The organism is Stenotrophomonas maltophilia group sp. Smal32, assembly GCF_030237085.1.
Classification (GTDB): domain Bacteria; phylum Pseudomonadota; class Gammaproteobacteria; order Xanthomonadales; family Xanthomonadaceae; genus Stenotrophomonas; species Stenotrophomonas maltophilia_Q.
Window position 1 is genome coordinate 2,537 of the sequence record NZ_JASJSI010000048.1, and the last position, 24,274, is coordinate 26,810.

General features: G+C 67.7%; 14 protein-coding genes. 6 read left to right on the top strand and 8 right to left on the bottom strand.

Annotation, left to right across the window (positions count from 1 at the left end):
* Nucleotides 1-134: 134 nt before the first annotated feature.
* Nucleotides 135-3,593 carry a PAS domain-containing hybrid sensor histidine kinase/response regulator gene (locus tag QRO91_RS12955; RefSeq protein ID WP_049430260.1) on the bottom strand — a complete coding sequence of 1,153 codons (3,459 nt, stop codon included), beginning with the start codon at nt 3,591-3,593 and terminating at the stop codon, nt 135-137.
* 135 nt (nt 3,594-3,728) lie between these two features.
* Nucleotides 3,729-5,876 carry a S46 family peptidase gene (locus QRO91_RS12960; protein ID WP_049430261.1) on the bottom strand — a complete coding sequence of 716 codons (2,148 nt, stop codon included), beginning with the start codon at nt 5,874-5,876 and terminating at the stop codon, nt 3,729-3,731.
* A gap of 126 nt (nt 5,877-6,002) precedes the next feature.
* Between QRO91_RS12960 and QRO91_RS12965 the strand changes: the two genes are divergently transcribed.
* Genes QRO91_RS12965 through QRO91_RS12975 form a run of 3 tightly spaced genes read left to right on the top strand, consistent with a single transcriptional unit; the run spans nt 6,003 to nt 10,413 of the window.
* Nucleotides 6,003-7,691 carry a molecular chaperone HscC gene (locus QRO91_RS12965; RefSeq protein ID WP_049430263.1) on the top strand — a complete coding sequence of 563 codons (1,689 nt, stop codon included), beginning with the start codon at nt 6,003-6,005 and terminating at the stop codon, nt 7,689-7,691.
* Complete coding sequence (locus QRO91_RS12970; RefSeq protein ID WP_049430265.1) at nt 7,688-9,169, top strand: transmembrane heat shock chaperone; 1,482 nt, start codon at nt 7,688-7,690, stop codon at nt 9,167-9,169. Before QRO91_RS12965 ends, QRO91_RS12970 begins: the two co-directional genes overlap by 4 nt.
* Nucleotides 9,166-10,413: a transmembrane chaperone heat shock protein gene (locus tag QRO91_RS12975; protein WP_049430267.1), complete on the top strand. Its 1,248-nt coding sequence runs from the start codon at nt 9,166-9,168 to the stop codon at nt 10,411-10,413. The genes QRO91_RS12970 and QRO91_RS12975 overlap by 4 nt, the downstream gene beginning before the upstream one ends.
* Nucleotides 10,414-10,424: 11 nt before the next feature.
* Here the strand turns inward: QRO91_RS12975 and QRO91_RS12980 are convergent, their stop codons facing one another.
* From QRO91_RS12980 to glyQ, 4 genes are all read right to left on the bottom strand, one after another.
* Nucleotides 10,425-14,282: a translocation/assembly module TamB domain-containing protein gene (locus QRO91_RS12980; protein ID WP_197650794.1), complete on the bottom strand. Its 3,858-nt coding sequence runs from the start codon at nt 14,280-14,282 to the stop codon at nt 10,425-10,427.
* Nucleotides 14,279-16,075, bottom strand: coding sequence for an autotransporter assembly complex family protein (locus QRO91_RS12985; protein ID WP_080355060.1), 1,797 nt, complete (start codon nt 16,073-16,075; stop codon nt 14,279-14,281). Before QRO91_RS12985 ends, QRO91_RS12980 begins: the two co-directional genes overlap by 4 nt.
* Before the next feature lie 235 nt (nt 16,076-16,310).
* Complete coding sequence (gene glyS, locus QRO91_RS12990) at nt 16,311-18,386, bottom strand: glycine--tRNA ligase subunit beta (RefSeq protein ID WP_049430270.1); 2,076 nt, start codon at nt 18,384-18,386, stop codon at nt 16,311-16,313.
* A gap of 77 nt (nt 18,387-18,463) precedes the next feature.
* Nucleotides 18,464-19,375: a glycine--tRNA ligase subunit alpha gene (glyQ, locus tag QRO91_RS12995; protein WP_049430272.1), complete on the bottom strand. Its 912-nt coding sequence runs from the start codon at nt 19,373-19,375 to the stop codon at nt 18,464-18,466.
* 83 nt (nt 19,376-19,458) lie between these two features.
* Here glyQ and QRO91_RS13000 point away from each other — a divergent pair, with 83 nt between their 5' ends.
* Genes QRO91_RS13000 through QRO91_RS13010 form a run of 3 tightly spaced genes read left to right on the top strand, consistent with a single transcriptional unit; the run spans nt 19,459 to nt 22,974 of the window.
* Nucleotides 19,459-21,294 (top strand): GspE/PulE family protein, encoded by a 1,836-nt coding sequence (locus tag QRO91_RS13000; protein WP_100443728.1) that lies wholly within the window; start codon nt 19,459-19,461, stop codon nt 21,292-21,294.
* Nucleotides 21,266-22,012, top strand: coding sequence for a glutamine amidotransferase (locus QRO91_RS13005; RefSeq protein WP_049430273.1), 747 nt, complete (start codon nt 21,266-21,268; stop codon nt 22,010-22,012). The genes QRO91_RS13000 and QRO91_RS13005 overlap by 29 nt, the downstream gene beginning before the upstream one ends.
* A gap of 50 nt (nt 22,013-22,062) precedes the next feature.
* Nucleotides 22,063-22,974 (top strand): BPSS1780 family membrane protein, encoded by a 912-nt coding sequence (locus tag QRO91_RS13010; RefSeq protein ID WP_005411674.1) that lies wholly within the window; start codon nt 22,063-22,065, stop codon nt 22,972-22,974.
* 85 nt (nt 22,975-23,059) lie between these two features.
* Here the strand turns inward: QRO91_RS13010 and tatC are convergent, their stop codons facing one another.
* Together tatC and tatB are read right to left on the bottom strand one after the other, a co-directional pair.
* Nucleotides 23,060-23,809 carry a twin-arginine translocase subunit TatC gene (tatC, locus tag QRO91_RS13015; protein ID WP_049430274.1) on the bottom strand — a complete coding sequence of 250 codons (750 nt, stop codon included), beginning with the start codon at nt 23,807-23,809 and terminating at the stop codon, nt 23,060-23,062.
* Nucleotides 23,806-24,267: a Sec-independent protein translocase protein TatB gene (tatB, locus tag QRO91_RS13020; protein ID WP_049430276.1), complete on the bottom strand. Its 462-nt coding sequence runs from the start codon at nt 24,265-24,267 to the stop codon at nt 23,806-23,808. The genes tatC and tatB overlap by 4 nt, the downstream gene beginning before the upstream one ends.
* Nucleotides 24,268-24,274 lie beyond the last annotated feature (7 nt).

The window sequence follows — 24,274 nt, forward strand, 5'->3', positions numbered from 1 at the left end:
GCTCGGCTCTACAGAGGGGTCGCGCAACCGGGAACTTGTAGAGCCGAGCCGATGCTCGGCTGCTGTTCGGCCGAACCACGGAATACCACGCACCACGCGCGATCCGAGCGTGCGCTCGGCTCTACAGTTGCCCGTCAGGCGTCGCTGTTGCCAGCATCGCGCAGTGCGCCCAGGAAGGCGCGCAGCGAGGCCGGCTTGATCGGCTTGGTCAGCACGCGGTAGCCGCGTTCGCGCGCCATCCGCTTCAGCTCGTCGCGGCCATCGGCGGTCAGCAGTGCACCCGGCAGCGGATAGCCGGCCGCTTCACGCAGCGCCACCAGCGCATCCAGGCCATCCATGCGGTCATGCAAGTGGTAGTCCACCAGCATCACCTGCGGGCGCTCGGCAATCTTCTCCAGCGCCTGGTCGACGGTGGCGGCGGTGATCACCTGCACCTGCCAGCGGCCCAGCAGCGCGCGCATGCCGTCGAGGATCTCCTCGTCATTGTCCACGCACAGCACGCGCAGGCCAGCCAGCGAATCGCTGCGCAGCGGCGTGGCCACGGCCTGCACCGGCGTGGCCAGTTCGGTGTAGCCCGGCAGCGGCGCCACACGCGGCAGGATGATCGAGAACATCGAGCCGCTGCCGACGCGGCTGCGGGCATTGAGGCGATGGTCCAGCAGTCGCGAGATACGCTGGCAGATCGACAGGCCCAGGCCCAGTCCCTGCTCGCCCCAGTCGAACGGCTGCTGGTAGCGGTGGAACTCATCGAAAATCTGCCGCATGTGGTGCTCGGGAATGCCGGGGCCGGTATCCCATACCTGCAGCTCCACTTCGTCGCCACGATGGCGCACCGCCAGCACGATGCGGCCCTGCCGGGTATAGCGCAATGCGTTGGCGAGGAAGTTCTGCAGCACGCGGCGCAGCAGGCGGCGATCGCTGCGTACCCAGGCCGGGCGCGCGAACAGGTCCAGGCGCAGGCCACGACCTGCGGCCACCGGCGTGTACTGCGCCGCCAGCTCGCGCATCAACGCGCTCACGTCGAACTCCCCGATCACCGGGTGCAGGCCACCGGCATCCAGGCGCGACACGTCCAGCAGGCCATCAAGAAGTTCTTCGGCAGCACGCAGCGACGCATCCACGCGCTCGGCCAGGTGCTTCTGCTCGTCGCTCACGTGGTCGCTGTCGCGCAGCGCGGAAGCGAACAGGCGCGCGGCGTTCAGCGGCTGCAGCACGTCATGGCTGATCGCCGCCAGGAAGCGCGTCTTCGATTGCTGCGCGACCTCGGCCTCGTGCGAGCGCTCGGCCACGCGCTGTTCCAGCGTCTCGTTGGCTTCCAGCAGTGCCTTTTCCGCGTGCTTGTAATCGGTGATGTCGTTGTAGCTGGTCACGTAGCCGCCGCCGGGCAGTGCCTGGCCGCGCATCTCGATCACCTTGCCGTCGCTGCGGGTGCGCTCGAACACGTGCGGTGAACCGGCGCGCATGTAGCCGATGCGGCGGTTGATCTGCACTTCGATATCGCCCTCGCCCAGCTCGCCACGCTCGGCGTTGTAACGGATCAGGTCGGCCACCGGGCGGCCCACGTAGAGCATGCCGTCGGGGTAGCCGAACATGTCCTGGTAACGGCGGTTCCATGCGGTCAGGCGCATGTCCGGATCGACCACGCTGACCCCGGCACTGATGTTCTCCAGCGTGGTCGACAGGATCTCGCGGTTGAAGCGCAGCTCCTGCCCGGCTTCGTCCAGCACCGCCACCACTTCGCCCAGGTCCATGCCCGAGCCACGCAGCAGGCTGGTCAGCAGCAGGCGCGCCGATGCCGCACCAATCGATGCGGCCAGCAGGCGCTCGGTGAACTGTACCCACGGTCGGTCCGCAGGCGCAGAGGATTGCAGCTCGCGGCCCAGCGACTGCGCCTGCTCGAAGAACGAACGCCGTGCATGGCGTTCGCCGACCACGCGCGAGGCCAGCGCCAGCAGGTCGCCCACGTGCACGTGGCCGGGCCAGCCACCCGCCACCGACGGGCGTTCGGCATAAGGATCGAGGAACGGCGCGGCACGCAGGCGTTCGTCCACGCCGGGGCGCCAACGCGCGGACACCAGCATCATCGTTGCCGCATTCACCAGCAGCGACCAGAAGGTTCCATGGGTCAGCGGGTCCCAGCCGGTCATGCCGAACAGCTGCTGCGGGCGCAGCCACTCGATGCCGAACGGGCCGTGCTGCACCCAGCCCGCGTCAACCCAACCGGCCATGGTCATCGCCGGCAGCAGCAGGGTGTACAGCCAGGTGGCGAAGCCCAGCAGCATGCCCACCTCGACGCCACGGCGGCTGGCGCCGCGCCAGTACAGCCCGCCGATCAGGCCGGGCGCGAACTGCGCCACCGCCGCGAACGCCATCAGGCCGTACGAGGCCAGCGTGCTGTCGTTGCTGCTGGTGCGGTAGTAGCTGTAGGCCATCAATGCCAGCAGCAGGATCGCCAGGCGGCGGATCCACAGCACGCGCGAGGCGACGTCGGCGGCCTCTTGGTGGTCACCGCTCCGGCGCAGCAGCACCGGCATCACCAGGTCGTTGCTGACCATGGTGGCCAGTGCGATGGACGAGACGATGACCATCCCGGTGGCTGCCGAGAAGCCGCCCACATAGGCGATCAGCGCCAGCGCATTGCGGCCCTCGGCCAGCGGCAGCGCCAGCACCATCGAGTCGTCGGCGACGCTGCCGCCGGTGCCGAACAGGGTCACGCCGGCGGTGGCGATCGGCAGCACCATGCCCGAGATCAGCACCAGGTAGCCACCGAACATCCAGCGCGCGCGGCGCACGTCGCGCACGTCACCACACTCGACCACCGCCACGTGGAACTGGCGCGGCAGGCATATGATGGCCAGGAAACTGAGCAGCGTCTGCGAGATGAATCCCACCGGCGGCAGCCCGGTGAACAGTGTATGCACCGACTCCACCACCGCGTCGGTGCGGTTGCTCAGCCACAGGTAGGCGAACACGCCCACCGCCACCATCGCCAGCAGCTTGATCACCGATTCGAAGGCGATCGCCAGCATCATGCCGTGGTGGTGCTCGGTGGCATCGACCTGGCGGGTGCCGAACAGCGTGGCGAACAACGCCATCAGCAACGCCACGTACAGCGCCGGGTCGGTGAAGAAACCGGTGGGGCCGGTGTTGCCGGTCAGCACCTGCAGGCTCATCGCCACCGCTTTGTACTGCAGGGCGAGGTACGGAATGATGCCGATCAGCGCGATGATCGCCACCAGCGCCGCCAGCCGCCGCGAGCGTCCGAAGCGCGAGGAGATGAAATCGGCGATGGAGACCACGTTCTGGCTGCGCGCGATCAGCGCCAGGCGCTCGATGATGCGCCAGCCGAACAACAGCAGCAGCAACGGACCGATGTAGATCGGCAGGTAGCCGATGCCGTTGCGCACGGCGGTACCCACGGCGCCGTAGAAGGTCCACGACGAACAGTAAACGGCCAGCGCCAGGCTGTAGACCACCGGCCGCAGCCACGGCCGGTCGGGATACATCGGCCGACGGTCACCCCACCACGCTACGCCGAACAGCAGCGCGGCATAGGCAACCGAGACCAGCAGCAGGATCCAACTGGAGACCACGCGTGTGTTTCCGTCGGAGGAACCCGCAGTGTAGGCCAGGCGTGGCCGGGGGTGCGGGCTCGTTGGGGGCAACCACCCCCACCAAGGTGGGGGTCTACGCGGTGCGGGCCACGACCGTTGGTCGTGGCCGGCTTCTTACTGGGCCGGCACGCCCATTTCCTTCAGCAGCTCGGGCGCCGGGTAGACCTTGGCCAGCAGCCAGCGCAGGTAGCGCATGTCCACGTGCACGGCGCGCTTGTAGCGCGGGTCGAACCACCAGCTGGCGCTGACCGATTCCCAGTTGCTGTCGAAGTTCAGGCCGATCAGTTCGCCCTTGGCGTTGAGCACCGGCGAGCCGGAGTTGCCGCCGGTGGTGTCCAGGTTGGTCAGGAAGTTGACCGTCTGGGTCTTCAGCGCCGGGTCGGCGGTGCTGCCGAAGTCACCCTTGGCGATCGCCGCCAGCAGCGGCTTGGGAGCATCGAACGGATAGGCGTTGGTGTTCTTCTCGACAATGCCGGCCACGGTGGTCACCGGCGAGTAGGTCACGCCGTCGCGCGGGTGCAGCGCCTCGACCTTGCCGTAGCTGATCCGCAGGGTGCGGTTGGCATCCGGGTACACCGCACGGCCCTGCTTGGCACGCCAGGCGAACAGCGCCTGCATGTACGCCGGGCGCAGGCGCAACTGCTCGCCTTCGCGGGTCTTGCTCTCGTTCTCGATGCGCAGCTGCGCGGCCACCAGCGGGCCGGCCACGGCGATGAGCGGGTCTGCGGCCAGGGCCTTGCCTTCGCGGGCGGCAGCAAAGCGCGACAGGCGCTGCGCCTCGTCACCCAGCTGGGTGCCGGCGTACAGGGTGTCCAGCGCCTTGGCCAGCTGCTCCGGGGTGCGGCCGAAGGCAGCGTCGAACTCGGCCACGCGCTGTGCGTCCGGCAGCTGCTGGTAGCGGGTCAGCAATGTGGTCAGCAGGGCCTTCTCGACCTCCGGTGCGTAGCGGCGCTGGACCTGCTTGAGCACGCCTTCGATCATCGCCTGGTCGCGCTGCTGGTAGCCGCTCTCGCGCTGCGCGTCAGGCTTGGCCGATTCAATGCGCAGGCGCTCCAGCAGCAGCGCCGAGCGCAGCAGCTGGCTCTGCGCGGCCATCTGGTCCAGCAGCAGGTCACGCTCGCCCACCGCCGCGCCCTGCGACAGGTTGGCCAGCAGCGCCTTGATATCGCCCTGGTACTTGCGGTCGGTGGCAGCCAGCATCGCCGTCTCGTCGGCGGCACGCTGGGCCTTGGCATCGCTGCGCAGCAGGCCTTCCAGTTCACCGGCAGCGCGCTTGCGGTTGTTCTTCAGCGACTGCAGCTGCGAGGCGTAGCGGGTACGTGCCTGCGCATCCTTGGCGCTGGCGGCCTCAATGGTGTCGATCATCTGCTGGAACACCGACACGCGGCGAGGCAGCACGGCATCGATCTGGCTGGCGAATTCGGCGGCGGTACGGTGGCGGTAGGTGATGCCCGGGTAACCGGCCAGCATCGCGTAATCGCCTTCCTTCGGGCCTTCCACCGACATCTGCAGGTGTGCCGGCGCCTGGTAGGGCACGTTGTCCTTGCTATAGGCGGCCGGCTTGCCGTCCTTGCCGACATAGGCGCGCAGCAGGGTGAAGTCGCCGGTGTGGCGCGGCCACATGAAGTTGTCGATCTCGTCGCCGTAGTTGCCTATCGCGCGCGGCGGTGCATACACCAGGCGCACGTCGCTCAGTTCCAGCTGGGCGATGCGGTAGAAGTCGGTGCCGTAGTACATGTTGGCCACCGAGCAGCGCACGCTGCCATCCTTCTCGCACTCGGCCACGATCTGCTTGCTGGCCGCGTCCACCGCATCGAAATAGGCGCGACCGGTCTTGCCACGGGCCTGCGCGAGCACCTGGTCGGTCACCTTGTCGAAGCCGACGGTGACCAGCACGCGGAAGTCCGGGTTGGCCGGGCGCTCGTCGGCACGATCCTTGGCGATGAAGCCACCGTTGATCAGGTCGTGCTCGGGCGAGCTGTTGTACTGGATCACGCCCATCGCCACGTGGTGGTTGGTCAGCAGCAGGCCATCGGCGGACACGAACGAGCCGGTGCCGCCACCGGCACGCACCACCGCGCTCAGCGGCGGCGCGGTGACGTTGGCCAGGTCGGCCGGATTGCCTTTGAAGCCGGCTGCCTGCAGCGGCTTGGCCAGTTCCGGCAGCTGGGTCGGCATCCACATGCCTTCATCGGCGTGGGCACCCGCGGCGAGGGTCAGGCCCAGGGCCAGGGCGGTGGGAAGGGCTTTGCGTGGTGACATGAGGCAATCCGGTACGACAGAACAGCTCGGGACCATAGCCGCTGGGGCGCTGTCGGGCAACGCCCGATAGTCAGGCCTGCGCCGCACTCCTAGAATTGCCGTTTTCTGCACATCGGACGTCAGCAGATGATCGTCGGTATCGATCTTGGCACCACCCATTCCCTCGTCGGCATGCACACGGCAGCCGGGCCGCAGCTGTTCCCCAATGCCCATGGCGAGCTGTTGACGCCGTCGGTGGTGAGCCTGGTGGATGGCGCCGTGCTGGTTGGCCAGCCGGCCCGCGACCGCCTGGTCAGCCATCCACAGCAGACCGTGGCCCACTTCAAGCGCTGGATGGGCAGCGATCGCGAGACCCGGCTGGGTGAGCGCAGTTTCCGCCCCGAGGAGCTCTCGGCCATGGTGCTGCGCTCGCTGCTGGCTGACGCTGAAGCCGCCCTGGGCCACAAGGTGGAGGAGGCGGTGATCAGCGTACCGGCGTATTTCTCCGACGCCCAGCGCAAGGCCACCCGGGCGGCCGGCGAGCTGGCCGGCATCCGCGTCGAGCGCCTGATCAATGAACCCACGGCCGCCGCGCTGGCCTATGGCCTGCAGGAGCGTGATGGCGAAGGCCGCGTGCTGGTGCTGGACCTGGGCGGTGGCACCTTCGATGTCTCCATCCTGGAACTGTTCGACGGCGTGGTCGAAGTACATGCCAGCGCCGGCGACAACTTCCTGGGCGGCGAGGATTTCCTGCAGGTACTCGTGCAGGCCTTCCATGCCGACCAGGGCACGTCCGCCGGCGACCTGTCCGCTGCCGAACAGGCGCAGCTGCTGCGTCGGCTGGAACTGTTCAAGCGCGAACTCAGCCTGAGCGGCGCCGCCAGCCTGCAGTTGCCCCTGGCCGGCAGCGAACGCCAGTGGCAGATGGACGAGGCACGCTACACGCAGCTCTGCGAGCCACTGCTGCTGCGCATGCGTGCGCCCATCGAACGCGCGATCCGCGACGCCCGGCTCAAGCCCGAGGCGCTGGACGACATCATCCTGGTCGGCGGTGCGGTACGCATGCCGATGGTCAGCAAGCTGGCGACCCGCATGTTCGGCCGGCTGCCGCTGCGCCACGTCCATCCGGACCAGGCAATTGCATTGGGTGCCGCCGTTGCCGCCGGGCTGAAGGCACGCGACGAATCGCTGCGCGAGGTCGTGCTGACCGATGTCTGCCCCTACACGCTGGGCACGCAGGTGTCCCGCCAGGATGCTTCCGGTGGCGAGCGCAGCGGCTATTTCCACCCGATCATCCAGCGCAACAGCGTGGTGCCGGTCAGCCGCGAGGATCGCTTCTACCCGGTGCACGAGCGGCAAAGCGCCATTCGCATCGACGTGTTCCAGGGCGAGAGCCCGACGGTGGATCGCAACATCAAGCTCGGTGAGCTGACCGTGCCGCTGACCCATTCTGTCTCGATGCAAGAACGCAGCGTCACCGCCCGCTTTACCTACGACGTGAATGGGCTGCTGCAGGTCGAAGTCACCGAGGACGCCACCGGCAAGCGCCACGAGCTCATCCTGGAGCAGAATCCCGGACTGCTGTCACCCGAAGAGATCCAGCAGCGCCTGCGCGCACTGGAAGCGCTGAAGATCCACCCGCGTGACGCCCAGCCCAACCTCGCGGTGATCGCCCGCACCGAGCGCCTTTACGAGGAACGCATCCATCACCGCGAACAGTTGCAGTCGTGGCTGAGCAGCTTCCGCCATGTGCTGGAGAGCCAGGATGCCGTTGCCGTCGAGCGTCATCGCCATCAGCTGGACGAGGCACTCGACACCCTCGAGCGCGATGCATGAGCTGGGCACTTCACGTCCTGGAGCTGGACGAATCCGCTGACGAGCGCGCGATCAAGCGCGCCTACGCAAAGCGCCTGCGGGTGACTCGCCCCGACCAGGATCCCGTCGCCTTCCAGCACCTGCATGAGGCCTATCAGGCAGCATTGGACTGGGTCCGCCAGGAAGCGCTGGCCGGTACCGATGCTGCGGACGAGGACGAGGACGAGGACGAGGACGAACCGGCGGAGCATGCAGCCGATATCGGCCCCTGGCCGCACGACGCCGACGTGGCATGGGCGCCACCCGAAACGCGTTCGTACTCGCCTCCGTTGCCACCCCGCGGCACGCCTGTGCTGCTGCGCACGGCACCGGTGGTGGAGCTGGACGGGGTGGTCGATGTAGCAAGCCACGCCCAGTTGATCCTGCGCCAGGCATACCTGTTGCCGGTCGACGACTTCGGCCCCTGGCTGGAAGCCACGCCGGTGCTGTGGTCGCTGCGCTACAAGCCATTGGTGGGCGACGCGCTGCTGGATGAACTGGCACGCAGTCACAACGGCATCAGCGCAGCCAACATGGGTCTGCTGGCACGCTGCTTTGGCTGGGATGATGTACACGATGGCGTGGATCCGGACAGGCTGGCATCGATCCAGTCGCGCGGTCATCGACGCTGGGCCGCCGAGACCGGGAATGCGGCGGAGCTGTCGGCACTGCTTGAACAAGAGGGCAGCCTGCGGCTGGGGAAGATCACGGTCAGCCGTTGCCTGCGTTACCTGTCGCAGCCATGGCACCCGCGACGATCCCTCTGGCAGGCGCAGCTGCCCGAGCACATCAATGAAGTCAACGCACTGCTGGATGCCATCGAGGCGGGCGGAAGGGAACAGGTGCCCGAGGCATGGGATCCGCAGCAGATCCTGTTCTGGCGAAGTCTTGCAGACATCTCCCGGCCCAACCGGTGGCGCTGGCAGCTGAACGCACTGCGTGGCGTACTGCTGGGCGTTTGCAGCCTGTTGTTCTTTGCTGGAATCGCAGGCGTCTCGCTGGTCCAGGGAAAGACGGGCGAAGCCGCGATTTTCGCCCAGCTGGGGGTGCCTTTTGGCCTGCTGCTGGCTGCGATCGGCGCACTGTGGGTGCCTGTGCGCTGGGCGCTGCGCCAGCTGACGCTGGATCTGCCCCCTTCACGCTGGGGATGGCTGCTGGCGCTGCCAGCGCCCTTGATGGCGATCGGCAGCCTGGTTCTTGTCCATGGCCTTGGCCACCGCATCGAAGGTACCCTGTTGATCTTCATGGCACTGCCCTTGGCGACTACGCGCCTGTGGCGACGCGTCGGTTCGCGGATACGGTTCGGAATCCGACATGCCGTGTTCATGGTGCTTGCCATGCTGATCGCCGAAGCAGGCATCGTTCTGATCCTGCTGCAGTGGGGAGCCGAGTTCATACATCGCACGCGCCGTCACGCGTCGATTGACGGGCTCCCGCCGGCCTCTGGAAACACCGTGTGAACCGGGCACTGGACGCGCTCGGGCTCGACACCGACGCCGACGAACGGGCGATCAAGCGCGCCTACGCGCAGAAACTGCGCACGGCGCGCCCTGACGAAGACCCCGTGGCATTCCAGGCGCTGCACGAGGCTTACCAGGAGGCCCTGCTGTGGGTGCGCAACCGCACGCAATGGCAGGAGGAAGACGGTGCAGAAGCGCTGTCGGCCCCACCTGCAGACAACAGCCCACCCGGCCCACCGGCGCTGTACGACAGCCATTCGTCGATGGACCACATGCCGGTGCTGCATCGTCCATGCACGTTCGACACCGACCTGCCGGACGATGTGGTGGAGCCGTCATTGAACCTGCCCCGGTTTGCGCGTCTGCTGATCAACACCGCGACCGATGCCGACCCGGCCAGCTTCGAGCACTGGCTGGCCCATCGTCCGGAGCTGTGGTCATTGGCCGACAGGCCGCGTATCGGTGACGTGGTATTGCAGCAGCTGCTGCACGAGGGCCGGCCGCTGTGCGAGTCCAACTTCGATCTGCTCGGTCGATACTTCTGCTGGGATGAGATCCGGGCTGATATCGATCCCTACCGCGTCCGCGCACGGCGCAACCTGCTGCATCGCCACTGGCAGCTGCAGCCGCGCAACCACGCGGCCCTCACCGCAGCCCTGGACCGACCGCACGACCGGGTGTCCGCTATCGAGGCGCATGCCCGCGTGGAACGCTTGACCCGACCATGGCACTGGCTGCAATCGCTGCTGTCGGCCAGCGTGCCCGGGCGTGCTGCCACCATGCGGCACACGATGCAGCGTCTGGGGGTGCATGGCGTCCGTGACACGCTGGCGCCATTGGACGGGGATCAGGTCGCCTTCTGGATGGCGATATCCGAACCCAGGCGCTTCAATCTCATGAAGATGCAGGTGGCAATTGTCCGCTGCCTGCTGGGCGCTCTCGTCGTGCTGGCCGTCCTGGCGGCGCTGGCCTTGCTGGGTGATGCCGCTCGACCCATCGCGATCAGCACGTCCAGCATGAAACACGTGGCAATCCATGCCTCGGTGGTCATCGTGTCTGGCGTCCTCATGCTGACACCCTTCGTTGGAGGGACTCCATCGCGGACGGCGTCCGCGCCAGCGCCCGTCGAGCGACCGTCGCCGCTTGATGGACTCGGCATGCTCACGCACGGGCCTCGTCCGCGCAGGCCAGCCCGTTCCTTCGCCGTTGTCCGCCAGATGGACCCCGGCACAGAGGGGGGTTGAGTGGCGACGGGTTATTTCTCCCGCCGCCAGTTGATCGAACCACGGTTTTCCACCGTGCTCGATTCCACTTCCACGTCGAAGCCGCGGCGCAGCAGGTACTTCAGCGTGATCACCGAACCGGCACCGACCAGCGATACTCCGTAGCCGACGTACAGCTTGGGCGAGATGTACTTGCCGACACCGATCACCGAGCCGCTTAGCGCGCGCGACTGGCTCACACCGGCGTCGTCCAGGCCCAGCTTGGCACCCAGCTGCGACGCCAGCAGGCCGCTGCCGGCCGAGAGTGCCGCCGAGGCCGCGTTGACCTGCTGGGCCTGGTCGCTGCTGGCACCGGTCAGGCTGCGACCCAGCACCAGGTAGGCCAGTGCTTCGGACTGCGACATCGCCGGCTCGGACCACACGTCCGCACGCGGCTGCTGCGCACGCCCGGTCACGTCGATGCCGGCAGTGACATCACCGATCCGGCGCTCGGCACGGATGTTGATGCGCGGGTCGGACACCGCGTTGTAGTTCCAGGTGAGGTTGCCACGGGTGATGGTCAGGTCCTGCCCGTACGCCTTGTAGCGGCCACTGACTTCCAGCCCGCCGTTGGCGGTCATTTCGCGGCCAGGCTTGGCCCAGACCTGCATCTTGCCGGTCAGCGCGCCCTTCAGGCCGAAGCCGGTCATCTTCACCTTGTCGCCGAGGCTGACCGTCAGGTCCATGTCCAGCGGCGAGGTGCGCGACTCTTCCGGATCGGCCGGGTCGAGCACCACCACGTCTTCGGACACCGAGGTGCCACGGTCCAGGCGCTCAAGGTCGATGTCGGCCTCGGGCACGTGCACGGTGCCACGCAGCTCCATCGCCGCCTTGGCCAGGGTGAAGTCGAGGTTGGGATTGGCGACGATGCGCAGTTCGCTGGTGTTGGACAGCAGCACGTTCTCGCCGTGGATCTTCAGCTGCAGCGGCTGCGCATCGCCGAACCAGGACAGGCCACCATCCACGTACAGCGTGCCCTGGCCGGAGTTGGCCTGCGCAGTGATCTTCGCCGAGCCATCGGGCTGCGCCACGAAGCTGCCCTTGCCCTGGTCGAAGGTCAGGCCCAGTGCCGGGAATTCACCCTTGAAGTTGCTCAGCTGCGCGTCGCCACCCAGCGACGGCTGGCCACGCGTACCGCGCAGGCTGACGTGGCCTTCGATCAGGCCGGTCGGGCGCACGATGTCCGGCGAGAACAGCTCCAGCCAGTACAGCCGCGACATGTTGAGGTAGAGCTCGCCGTTCAACGGCGCGCTGGCTTCCCAGCCGGTCTGCATCTTCGCGTCGACGAAGCCGTTGCCCTGGAAGCCCATGCCCAGGTAGCCCTTGATGCTGGCTGGGGTCATGTCGAGTTTCAGCGAGAACTGGTCATATCGCACCAGCTCGCCACGGGTGGTATCGCCCACGGTGTTGCGGTTCTCGCCCAGGCGCACGCCGCCTTCCTTCGAGCGCACTTCCACGTGGCCTTCCCAGGCATTGCCGCGCGGGCGGATCTGCGCGTCCAGGCTGACATCGCCGCGCAGGTAGATGCGGCGGCCGGACTGCGGCGGCAACCACGGCTGCACCAGTGCCAACGGCAACGCATCACTGCGCACCACCAGGCCCTCGCGCGGCCAGTTGGCCTGTGCGCACAGTGCGCCGCTGCTGGCGGCGGCCAGGCAGGCCTCGGACAGCGTGTAGGTTCCGCCGTTGATCGCGAACGCCGCCGGTGCACGAAGCGACCAGGCATCGCCCTTCACCGGCGCGATGCGCAGCGAAGCCAGTTCGCCGCGCCACTGCGTGCCCTGCTGGCGCACGCTGCCCTGCAGCTCGACCGCGCCCATCTCGTTGCGGGTCTGCGCCGCCAGGCGCAGGTTGGAGACACTGCCCTGCGCGTCCACATTCAAGCGTTCCAGCAGCATGCCGGCGTTGACCTGCTGGCCCTGCACCGCCAGCGTGCCGCTGTCGCCGCGCCACGGCAGGTGGCCCTTGATGCTCACGCTTTCGGCGCCGTAGCCATCCCAGTTGAGGTTGTTGCCGACCAGGTCGGCGGTGATGTCCGGTGCATCGCGCGGGCCCTTCACCTGCACCTGGCCGCGCAGGCCACCATCGGCGCCCGGCAGCAGATCGCTCAGCTGCAGCGGTTCGAAACGCGCATCGATGTCGAGGCGGTCACCGACCTTGCCCGACGCGGTCACCCGGCTGCTGCCCAGCGACAGCTTCAGGTCACCCTGGCCCTGCGCGCCCTGCAACGCGAACTTGCCCTGCGCGTCGAGGTTGCGCTGGCGCAGCATGCCCTTCAGCGACGGCAGATCGACCGTGGCTTCGAGCGTGCCGGCGGTACCCGGCGGCGCATTGGCCGGCGGCGGCAGCTGGCGGCCCTTCGAGGCCAGGTTGCCGGACAGGCGGCCATTCCAGCCCGGCACGAAATAGCCGGGGTCGAAGTCCTTCAGCGTGGCCTTGGCATCCCAGTCCAGCTGCGGTGCCCACGCCACCTGGCCTTCCACCTGCAGCTGGCCACCCGGGGTCTGTGCCTGCAGCTGGTGGATCGACGCGGCCTGGTCGTTGCCGCGCACATCGAAGCGCAGCTGTGCCTTCTGCGCATCACGCTCGACCTCGGCACGGCCGATCGCCGCCCAGGCCTTGAGGGTACCGGCCAGTCCGAAGCGCGCTTCCTTCAGGGTGACCGGCACCGGTGCGCTGCCGGCCGTGTTCGGATCGGGCGCCGGCACGTAGGTCAGATCGCGTGCGACCACCGAGAAGTTGAGCTTCTGCTGGTCTTCCTGGCTGAAATCGGCCGTGCCTTCCAGCCGCGCTTCGCCGCCAAGCCCCTTCACCAGCAGTGGTGAAACCTTCAGCACCTGGTCCTGCAGCGACACCACCGACGGTGCCAGCTCCAGTTCCTGATCGCCCTGCTTGATCCTGCCGTGCAGGTTGGCGTTGCCGCCCTTGCCGGCCGCGGTGAAATCCAGTGCCAGCGGTGCGATCGCCGTGCTCGCCAGTGCCGGCGACAGCAGCGCCAGGTCCAGTTCGTCGCTGCGCACCGTGGCGTTCCAGGTCGGGTCGGTACGGCCATCGAACACCAGCATCGCGTGCAGCGGCTTCGGCGCGCGCCCGGCTACGGCCACCTCCATGTGCGCCAGGTCGCCACGAGCGACCAGGCCGACGGTGGCGGCGGTACGTCCACGCGGCGCCGGCAGCACGGCAGTGACGGTCACGTCGGTGTCGTAGTCCTTGGCCGGGATATAGCGGCCCTGGGCGGTGAAATTGCCCATGTCGCTGTCCACCACCAGTTTGTGCGCCTGGAACTCGCCGTTGGCGATCTCGATGCCGCCACGCACGCGGCTGATGTCGATCACCGGCTCGTTGGCCTGGCTGATGCGGAAGCCATCGATGGCGATGGCGTCGGCCTGGATCGCCAGCGGCATCTCGATCTGCGGCAGCGAATCCGGCCACGACGGCAGCTTGAACGGCTCCTCACTCTTGGCCAGGTTCAGCGTCGCGTTGGTCAGCTCCAGCTTGTCCAGCAGCAGCTTGCGACCCAGCAGCGGGCGCAGGTCCGGCTCCAGGTGCGCGCGTTCTGCATGGAAATGGATGTCGTCGTAGCGGAAGTCGACGTTGTACAGGGTCAGCGGGCCGGCCACCGGGCCGTCCACCTTGTCCCAGGTGAAGCTGGCGCCCACCGGCAGCCGCGCCACCACCTGCGCCAGCAGCACGTCACGGCCGGCCACGGTCTGCAGCAACCAGTAAACCGCCAGCAGGGCCAGCAGCACCAGGCCTAATACGCCAACGCCCGACCAGGCCCAGAAGCGGCGGCGGCGATAGAAGCGCACGCGCGGCGGCGGCGTGTTCGGGCTCGGTGCGGGCGTGCTCACAGGTCCGCTCCGATGTTCAGGTACAGCTGGAACTGCGAATCCGGGTTGTTCAGGCCATGCGCGATATCCACGCGCACCGGTCCCACCGGCGATTTCCAGCGCACGCCGAAGCCGACGCCGGTATGCAGGTCGATGGTGTTGTCGAAGGCGCTGCCGGTATCGACGAACACCGCCGCACCCCACGGGCCACCGTTGAAGTAGTGCTCGTACTCGGCCGAGCCGATCACCAGGTTCTTGGCGCCCAGCGCGTATTTGTCCGGTGCCGGCGTGCGCGGCCCCACTTCGCGGTAGGCATAGCCACGGATGCTGCGGTCACCGCCGGCGAAGTAGCGCAGGCTCGGCGGCATCGCCACCAGGTCGCTGGTCCAGGTGGTGCCGCCTTCGCCGCGCAGGATCAGGCGATTGCTTTCACCCACCGGGATGTACCAGCGCAGCACGGCGTTGGCCTGTACGAAGCTGGTGTCCGAACCGGCGCCCTCGATGCCGGCACGCATGGTCGCGGTACCGCTGATGCCCTTGCGCGGGAACATCTCGTCGTCGACGTTGACGTAGTCGGCGACCATCTGCGGATACACCAGGGTCGAGGTGTTGTAGACCGCATCGGTGAATTCAGTGCCGGAGGCATAGCGCCAACGCTCGCGCAGTGCGTTGATCGAGGCGATCGCGGTCCAGTGCTCGTTGATCTCGCCGCTGCGGCTGGCGATCAGCTTGAAGTTGCGCAGGTCGATGTAGTCGGTCTGCTCGTCGTAGGCGCTGGCAGCGAAGGTGTACCAGCCATCGAGCCAGTTGAAAGCCGGAATGCGGTAGCTGGTCACCAGGCTCTTGCGCTTCTGCGCATAGTCCAGCTGCGTGTTCATCTTGTGGCCGCGGTTGTTCAGGAACCGCCGCTCGATGCCACCGCGCACACCCGGGCCGCTCTCGCTGCCGTAGCTCAGGCCGGCGGTGTAGATGGTGCGCTTGGCGCGGGTCAGCTTCACATCCACCGGCACCTCGCCGTTGGCATCAGCCTCGTCCGGCCGCGGCTGGATGTCGATCACGCTGAAGTAGTCCAGCTTGGTCAGCGACTCGCGCAGCCGGTCCAGCTTGCCCTCGTGGAAATAGCTGCCCTGTTCCCAGTACACCAGCGGGTCGAACAGCTTGTCCACGAAGTAGTCCTGCTCGAAACGCACCGGGCCCATGTTGTAGCGCCGGCCGCTGTCCCAGGTCAGATCGATGTCGGCGGCATTGTCGGCACGGGTGATCTGCACCTGCCGCTGGGTGTAGTCGGCGTCGAAATAGCCACGTTCGGCCAGGCGGCGGGTGACGGTGATCTTGCTGGCTTCGTACTGCGTATGCTCGAACCGCTGGCCCTTGCGCGGCTTGAACGCGGCCAGGTCGTCCTGCAGGTACTGGTCGTACATCGCTGGGCCGGTGATGTCGATGTGCTCGCGGCGCACGGTCACCGGGGTGCCCTTGTCGACATGGATCAGCACACGCACGTGCTCATCCACGCGCGGCGCTTCGACCTTGATGACCGGGTTGTAGTACCCGAACGGTTCCAGCGCCTGGCGGGTCTGCCGCTCGGCCTGTGACAGCAGGTATTCCAGGCGCGACTCGCCCTGCTCCTTGCCGATCGTGTCGTACAGCGACAGCGATTCCTGGATGTTCTCGATGATCGCGGCGTCGTCGCCCTTGTCCAATCCCTTGATGTCCACCTTGTCGATGGTGCCGCGCGCGTGGGCCACGGAGGTGGCGGCCAGCGACAGGACCATCAGCGGCAGGGCGTATTTCTTTGGCTGCATGCGGCACAGCATACCGACCGGAGGTGACGATGCGAAATGCATCACGTCATTGGGGATCGGTTGTTAAGTGGCGGTCAAAATACGCGCCTTTGTGGCGATCGTCGTGATCGCAGGCGAGGAAGACGGCATCGTGCGCGATGCCGGAAATGACCCCGATGGACATTGTTCGGTGACGCCGGGCGTGGCCCGGCGCTACCGATGGGTCAATGCCAGTAGATCCACGCCATGCGTGGATGGCAGCTGCCCGTCAGCTCGACAGGTGCTCGATCGCTGCCACCTTGCCCAGGCGTTCGCCCAGCATCATCAGCAACGCCAGGCGGTTGCCACGCAGCGCCGGATCTTCCGCGTTGACCATCACGCCATCGAAGAACGCGTCGACCTGCGGTCGCAGGCGCGCCAGGCGCGCCAGCACGGCCACGTAGTCCTTGTGCTGCAGGCTGGCGCCGGTGTCGTCGATGGCTGCGGTGACCGCTTCGGCCAGCGCGCGCTCGGCGTCTTCCTGCAGCAGCGCGGAGTCGATCTGGGCCGGGATGTCGCCCTCGACCTTGCGCAGGATGTTGCGGATGCGCTTGTTGGCCGCAGCCAGCGCTTCGGCTTCCGGCAGCGCGGCGAAGGTGGCGATGGCATCCAGGCGGCGGTCGAAGTCGTACAGCGAGACCGGCTTCAGCTCGGCCACCGCGTTGAAGTGCGTGGCCGGCACGCCCTTGTCGCCGTAGTAGCCCTTCAGGCGGTCGAGGATGAAGTCGTACAGCTCGCCGACATCGGCCTGCACGTTGCGCGCCGCCAGGCCGGCATTGGCGCTGGCCAGCAGCGCGCGCAGGTCCAGCTCGAAGCCGCTTTCGATGATCGAGCGGGCCAGGCCCAGCGCGTTGCGGCGCAGGGCGAACGGATCCTTGTTGCCGGTCGGCTTCAGGCCTGCGGCGAAGCCGCCGGCCAGGGTGTCCACGCGTTCAGCAATCGCCAGCACCTTGCCCAGCGGCGACAGTGCGATGTCGTCGCCGCCGAAGCGCGGCTGGTAGGCCTCGTCGATGGCCAGTGCCACCTCGGCCGATTCACCACCGGCCGCGGCGTAATGGCGGCCGGCGATACCCTGCAGTTCCGGGAATTCATTGACCATGCGCGACTGCAGGTCGTTCTTGGCCAGCTCGGCAGCCCGCCTGGCCTGCGCCGGATCGGCGCCGACCTGCGGCGCGATCACTTCGGCCAGTGCAGCCACGCGCGCCACCTTGTCGGCCACGCTGCCCAGCTTGGCCTGGTAGGTCACCGTCTTCAGGCCGTCGCCCATCGACGCCAGGCCCTGCTTCAGGTCCTCGTCGAAGAAGAACTTGGCATCAGCGAAGCGCGGGCGGATCACGCGCTCGTAGCCCTTGGCCACTTCTGCCACGTCCTTCGATTCGATGTTGGCGATGCCGATGAACTTCTCGGTCAGCGTGCCTGCGGCATCCAGCACCGGGAAGAACTTCTGGTTGATCTCCATCGTCTCGATCAGCGCCTCCTGCGGCACCGCCAGGAACGCGCGCTCGAAGCTGCACAGCACCGCCGACGGCCACTCGACCAGGTTCACCACCTGCTCCAGGTTGTCGTCGGTGATGCGGGCGCTGCCACCGGCCTTGGCCGCGGCAGCCTCGACCTCGGCGACGATGCGCGCGCGGCGCTCGCTCGGGTCGACCAGCACGAACGCAGCGCGCAGCGCTTCAACGTAGTCCTGCGGCTGCGCCAGCGACACGGTCTGGTCGTGGTGGAAGCGATGGCCACGGCTTGCACGGCCAGCCTGCAGGCCGAACAGTTCGGCTTCGACCACGTTGGCGCCGTGCAGCAGCACCAGCCAGTGCGCCGGGCGGGCGAAGCCCCAGGCGTGGTCGCCCCAGCGCATCGGCTTGGGAATCGGCATCGCCGCGATCGCCTCGCGCAGGATCTCCGGCAGCAGGCTGGCGGTGCTCGCGCCCGGGGTCACCGCGCGGTGCACGAAGCGCTCACCCTTGTTGTCGGTGGTCTTCTCCAGCGCGGTCCAGTCGATCCCGGCCTTGGCGGCGAAGCCCTGCAGGGCCTTGGTCGGCTGGCCTTCGGCGTCCAGCGCGATGTTCAGGTATGGGCCCAGCACTTCGCTGTGCTGTTCCGGCTGTTCCAGGCCGACGCCCGGCAGCAGCACGGCCAGTCGGCGCGGGGTCGACAGCGGGCGTGCATCGCCCAGTTCCAGCGCGACGCCGCGCTTGCGCAGGCCTTCGACGACACCGTCGAAGAACGCCTGGGCCAGGCCCGGCAGCGCCTTGACCGGCAGCTCCTCGGTGCCCAGTTCAATCAGCAGGGGGGACAGTTGGCTCATCGGTTCGATCCTGTTGTGGGGGCGCAGCGCGCAACGCGTCCGGCGCCCCGGAAGTTGAGAGAGGGAGGGAGCGGCCGTCAGGCCTTCTTCGCGCCCGGGAAGCCCAGCTTCTCGCGCTGCTCGTAGTAGGCCTTGGCCACCGCCTGGGCCAGCGCGCGCACGCGCAGGATGTAGCGCTGGCGCTCGGTCACGCTGATCGCACGGCGTGCATCGAGCAGGTTGAAGGTATGGCTGGCCTTCATCACCTGCTCATAGGCCGGCAGCGGCAGGTTCACTTCCACCAGCTTCTGCGCTTCGCGCTCGCAGGCGTCGAAGCGGTGGAACAGTTCTTCCACGTCGGCGTATTCGAAGTTGTAGGTGCTCTGCTCCACCTCGTTCTGGTGGTAGACGTCGCCGTAGGTCACCGGCTGGCCGTCCGGGCCGTAGGTCCAGACCAGGTCGTAGACGTTGTCGCAGTTCTGCAGGTACATGCACAGGCGCTCGAGACCGTAGGTGATCTCGCCCAGCACCGGGCGGCACTCCAGGCCACCGGCCTGCTGGAAGTAGGTGAACTGGGTCACCTCCATGCCGTTGAGCCAGACTTCCCAGCCCAGGCCCCAGGCACCCAGCGTCGGCGATTCCCAGTTGTCCTCGACGAAGCGCAGGTCGTGCACCAGCGGGTCGATGCCCAGCGCCTTCAGCGAATCCAGGTACAGCTGCTGGATGTTGTCCGGCGCCGGCTTCATCGCCACCTGGTACTGGTAGTAGCGCTGCAGGCGGTTCGGATTCTCGCCGTAGCGGCCGTCGGTCGGGCGGCGCGAGGGCTGCACGTAGGCCGCGTTCCAGCCTTCCGGACCGATCGCACGCAGGAAGGTGGCCGGGTGGAAGGTACCGGCGCCCACCTCCAGGTCGAGCGGCTGGATGAGCACGCAGCCCTGCTGGGCCCAGAACTGGTTCAGGGTCTGGATCAGGCCCTGGAAGGTGATCGGAACGGTCGGGGTCGCGGACATGCGTACGAGTCTTGGCCGGCAAGGGGGTGCGCTAGTATAACGGCCGACCTGCGGGGCATTCCGTACCCGGGAGGAGCAGGCAGATGGAACATCGGCTGCCGGCAGGCACGCCCGGCGAGGCGGGCGGCGTCCCGCTGCCCTGGGGACGGCTGCATTTCGAGCAGATTGCCGCGGCCCTGGCCGCCGATGGACTGGTGGCCGAGCAGGACCGCGAGCGCATGCGGTTTTCCGCACAGGGCGCGCGCAACGCCAGTGAAGTGCATCCGCTGGTACTGCTGTCCAACCTCAAGCTGGCCGCCACCGGCGGCGGCGAACTGACCCTGGAACGCCTGACCGAGTGGCTGGCGCAGCGCACCGGCAGCCGCTACCTGCGCATCGATCCGACCCGTGTGGACGTCGCCGCGGTCACCGCGCTGGTGTCGCATGCCTACGCCCGCCGCCACCGCTTCCTGCCATTGGCAGTGGACGCCGAGCGCGTGCTGGTGGCCACCAGCGAGCCGCTGGTGCAGGAATGGCGTCGTGACCTGCAGCACCTGACCCGCCGCCGCATTGAGCTGGCGGTGGTCAATCCACTGGACCTGCATCGCTACACCATGGAGTTCTACGGGGTGACGCGCTCGGTGCGCGGCGCCCGTGGCGATGTGCGCGGCGAGGCCAGCACCACCCTGCCCAGCTTCGAGCAGCTGGTCGAGCTGGGCCGCACCGGCGACGTGAATGCCGACGACCAGCACATCGTGCACATCGTCGACTGGCTGCTGCAGTACGCCTACGAACAGCGCGCCTCGGACATCCACCTGGAGCCACGCCGCGAGATGGGACGCATGCGCTTCCGCATCGACGGCGTGCTGCACAAGGTGTTCGAAGTGCCGCCGGCGGTGATGACGGCGGTGGTCAGCCGTATCAAAGTGCTGGGCCGCATGGACCTGGCCGAGCGCCGGCGTCCGCAGGATGGCCGCATCAAGACCCGCTCGCCGGGGGGCCGCGAGGTCGAAATGCGCCTGTCGACCATGCCCACCGCCTTCGGCGAGAAGTGCGTGATGCGCATCTTCGACCCGGACGCGGCCTTCAAGAGCATCGACCAGCTCGGTTTCAGCCCGCAGGAAGCCGCTGGCTGGAATGCGCTGGTCGAGCGCCCGCACGGCATCGTGCTGGTCACCGGCCCGACCGGCTCGGGCAAGACCACCACCCTGTATTCCACGCTGAAGCGGCTGGCCACCCCGGACGTGAACGTATGCACGGTGGAAGACCCGATCGAGATGATCGCGCCCGAGTTCAACCAGATGCAGGTGCAGACCAACATCGACCTGGACTTCGCCAGCGGCGTGCGCACCCTGCTGCGGCAGGACCCGGACATCATCATGATCGGTGAGATCCGCGACCTGGAAACCGCGCAGATGGCGGTGCAGGCCTCGTTGACCGGGCACCTGGTGCTGTCCACCCTGCATACCAACGACGCGCCATCGGCGGTCACCCGCCTGCTCGACCTGGGCGTGCCGCACTACCTGCTGGCCAGCACCCTCAACGGCATCCTCGCCCAGCGCCTTGTGCGTACGCTGTGCCCGCACTGCAAGCAGCCGCACAGCCTTGGCGCGGCCGATTGGGCGGTGCTGGCTGATAGCCATGCCGCATATCCAGATGCCGCCACGCCCTGTCGGCCGGTCGGTTGCCTGGAGTGCCGGCGCACCGGATTCCTCGGCCGTATCGGCCTGTATGAGTTGCTGCCATTGGGTTCGCGGCTGCGCGGGCAGATCCGCGCCGACATGGACCTGGCCGGTTTCACCCGTGCCGCGCGGACTGAAGGGCTGCGAACCCTGCGCCAGGCCGGGCTTGAAAAGGTGGCGCAGGGGCTGACTACAATCGAGGAAGTCCTGTCAGTCCTGCCGCCCCCGGATGAACCCAGCCCCGTTCCTGATCCTTGAAACCGGCCGCCCGGTGCCGTCGCTGCGCCGCTACGGGCGCTTCCCGCACTGGATCCGCGTCGCCGCCGGGCTGGAGGAACACGAGACCGTGGTGGTCGATGTCGAGCACGGTGGCGCCCTGCCCGATCCGCACGCCTTCGCCGGCGTGCTGGTGACCGGCTCGGCCGCCTTCGTCACCGACCATGCCGACTGGAGCGAGCGCAGCGCCGCGTGGCTGCGCCAGACCGCCCACGACGACCTGCCGGTGTTCGGCATCTGCTACGGCCATCAGCTGCTGGCACATGCGCTGGGTGGTGAGGTGGCCTACAACCCGGCCGGCCGCGAGTCCGGCACGATCGAGCTGGAACTGCAGCCGCAGGCCGCGCAGGACCCGCTGTTCCAAGGCCTGCCTCAGCATTTCGCCGCCCACGCCACCCATCTGCAGACCGTGCTGCGCGCGCCCGACGGGGCCGAGGTGCTGGCCCGTTCGCCGCTGGACGGCTGCCATGCCTTCCGCTGGGGGCGCCAGGCCTGGGGCGTGCAGTTCCATCCGGAGTTCGCCACCCACCATATGCGTGGCTACGTGCGTGCCCGCGCCGACTGCATCGGCCGCCATGGCGGCTGCGCCCGCAGCATCGAGCGCGCCGTCAGTGCCGCGCCGCTGGCCCGCCAGCTGTTGCGGCGCTTCGTCCGCCAGGCGCGGCTGTCTTCAGCCCAGCCGATGGCAAAACAGGGATAATCGGCGGCACGGGCAGCCGCCCGGCCCCCTCCTGTCCTTCCCGGATGTCCATGAAAGAGATTCGCAAGCTGCCGGCTTCGGCGGGCGCCCAGTGGTTGCTGGATACGTTCTCCCTGTACCGGCGTGCGCCGCTGCAGCTGGCCCGGATCGGCCTGACCTGGCTGCTGGTGAGCTGGGTGGTCACGCTGTTGTCGACGCTGATTCCCGGCGCCGCCGGCATGGCGGTGCAGCTGATGACGCTGGCCATCTCGCCGATCATGTTCGGCGGCATGCTGTATGCCGTGGGCGAGATCGACGAAGGCCGCCCGGGCCTGGCTTCGCACCTGCTGCAGCCGATCCGCGACCACCGTGTCAGTCACCTGCTGGTGCCGCTGGCCATCCAGGTGCTGGCGGTGCTGCTGCTGGGCGCGCTGCTGTTCCTGATGATCGGCCGCGAGGGCTTCACCGCCTTCAGCGAGGTCATGACCAAGATGGAAGAGATCAGCCGCAGTGGCCAGCAGATCAAGCCGGACGATGCCGCCGCGCTGGTTGCCAACCTGCCGGCCAAGCGCATCGCGCTGTGGATGCTGCTGGTGTTCCTGAGTGCGGTCGCGCTGTCGCTGGCGATGTTCACCCAGCCGGCGCTGGTGGTGTTCGACAAGCAGAGCGGCATGCACGCGCTGCGCCTGAGCCTGCAGGGCTGCATCGAGAACATCGGCGCGATGATCGTGTTCGCCGCACTCGGCCTGATCGCCGCGTTCTGCATGTACATCCTGTTCGTGATCGTGATCCAGATCGCGATGCTGATCGGTGGCCCGCTGGCCGCCGCCTTCATCGCCCAGCTGGTGCTGACCACGGTGCTGATGCCGCTGTATGTCGGCGCGGTCTATGCCGCCTGGAAGCAGATGTTCGTGCACCGCGGCAGCCGCGCAGCCCCGCCGATTCCGACCACGCCGACCTCCAGCGACGTGTTCCACGCCTGACCGGTCCCACCGGTAGCGCCGGGCCATGCCCGGCGGTGGCATCACGTCGAACCCGGCACGCCGGGCATGGCCCGCCGCTACCGCATCATGCAGCGGGCTTCTTCACTACCGACGATGGCACCAGCCAGCGTGCGGCGTGGATGCCCAGCTCGTACAGCAGGCACATCGGGATCGCCAGCATCAGCTGCGACACCACGTCCGGCGGGGTCAGCACCGCCGCCACCACGAAGATGCCGACGATCGCGTAGCCACGGCCTTCCTTGAACTGCTGCGGCGTCACCCAGCCCAGCAGCACCAGGATCACCATCGCCACCGGCAGTTCGAAACTGCCGCCGAAGGCGAAGAAGATCGCCAGCACGAAGTCCAGATAGGCGTTTGCATCCGGCGTAATGGCGATCACGTCCGGGCTGAAGGTGGTGAGGAAGTGGAACACCGCCGGCAGCACCAGGAAATAGGCGAAGGCGCAGCCGGTGTAGAACAGCAGCACCGATGACACCAGCAGCGGCACCGCCAGGCGCTTCTCGCGCGCGTAAAGGCCCGGCGCGACGAACGCCCACAGCTGGTACAGCAGCCACGGCACCGCCACGAACAACGCGACGAAGAAGGTCAGCTTCAGTGGCGCGAAGAAAGCACCGGCCGGATTGGTGGCGATCATCGTCTGCCCATTGGGCAGCTGCGAGACCAGCGGTTCGGCCAATGCGTTGTAAAGCTTCTGGGTGAACGGCAGCAGCGCCAGCAGCGCCACCCCCAGGCCCAGCAATGCGCGCACCAGGCGGCCGCGCAGTTCCACCAGGTGTTCGACCAGCGAGCTCTCGCCGAAATCCTGTCCACTCATGGCTGGCGCTCCGTGCTCTGCGCTGGCGGCGGCGTACCGGCTTCAGCGGGCGCGGCCGAAGCCGGCTCGGCGGCACCACCGTCCTGCATCGGTTCAACCGCATCGGGCGCGGCGCTCATGTGCGGCGGCAGATCCGCTGGCGCCGGTGCACGGACTTGCTGCACCAGGTCATCGCCCTGCTGCTGTGCCTGCTGGGCTTCGCGACGGATCGCTTCGCCGCTGGCGCGCAGCTGGTTCTCGGTGTCCTGCATGCCCTGGCGCACGTCCTGCATCTGCCGCTTGATGTCCTCGGCCTGCAGTTCGCGCTCCAGTTCCTGTTTCACCGAATCCCATTGATTGCGGGCACGACGCACCCACAGGCCGGCGAAGCGGGCCGCCTTGGGCAGGCGCTCGGGACCGAGCACCACCAGGGCGACCACTGCAATCACCAGCAGTTCGCTGAAGCCGATATCGAACACCGCAACC

Coding starts and splice junctions, on each gene's coding strand:
- tatC (WP_049430274.1), bottom strand. CDS start 23,809: ATGAGTGGACAGGATTTCGGCGAGAGCTCGCTGGTCGAACACCTGGTG.
- QRO91_RS13010 (WP_005411674.1), top strand. CDS start 22,063: ATGAAAGAGATTCGCAAGCTGCCGGCTTCGGCGGGCGCCCAGTGGTTG.
- QRO91_RS12960 (WP_049430261.1), bottom strand. CDS start 5,876: ATGTCACCACGCAAAGCCCTTCCCACCGCCCTGGCCCTGGGCCTGACC.
- QRO91_RS13000 (WP_100443728.1), top strand. CDS start 19,459: ATGGAACATCGGCTGCCGGCAGGCACGCCCGGCGAGGCGGGCGGCGTC.
- QRO91_RS12965 (WP_049430263.1), top strand. CDS start 6,003: ATGATCGTCGGTATCGATCTTGGCACCACCCATTCCCTCGTCGGCATG.
- glyQ (WP_049430272.1), bottom strand. CDS start 19,375: ATGTCCGCGACCCCGACCGTTCCGATCACCTTCCAGGGCCTGATCCAG.
- QRO91_RS13005 (WP_049430273.1), top strand. CDS start 21,266: ATGAACCCAGCCCCGTTCCTGATCCTTGAAACCGGCCGCCCGGTGCCG.
- glyS (WP_049430270.1), bottom strand. CDS start 18,386: ATGAGCCAACTGTCCCCCCTGCTGATTGAACTGGGCACCGAGGAGCTG.
- QRO91_RS12970 (WP_049430265.1), top strand. CDS start 7,688: ATGAGCTGGGCACTTCACGTCCTGGAGCTGGACGAATCCGCTGACGAG.
- QRO91_RS12985 (WP_080355060.1), bottom strand. CDS start 16,075: ATGCTGTGCCGCATGCAGCCAAAGAAATACGCCCTGCCGCTGATGGTC.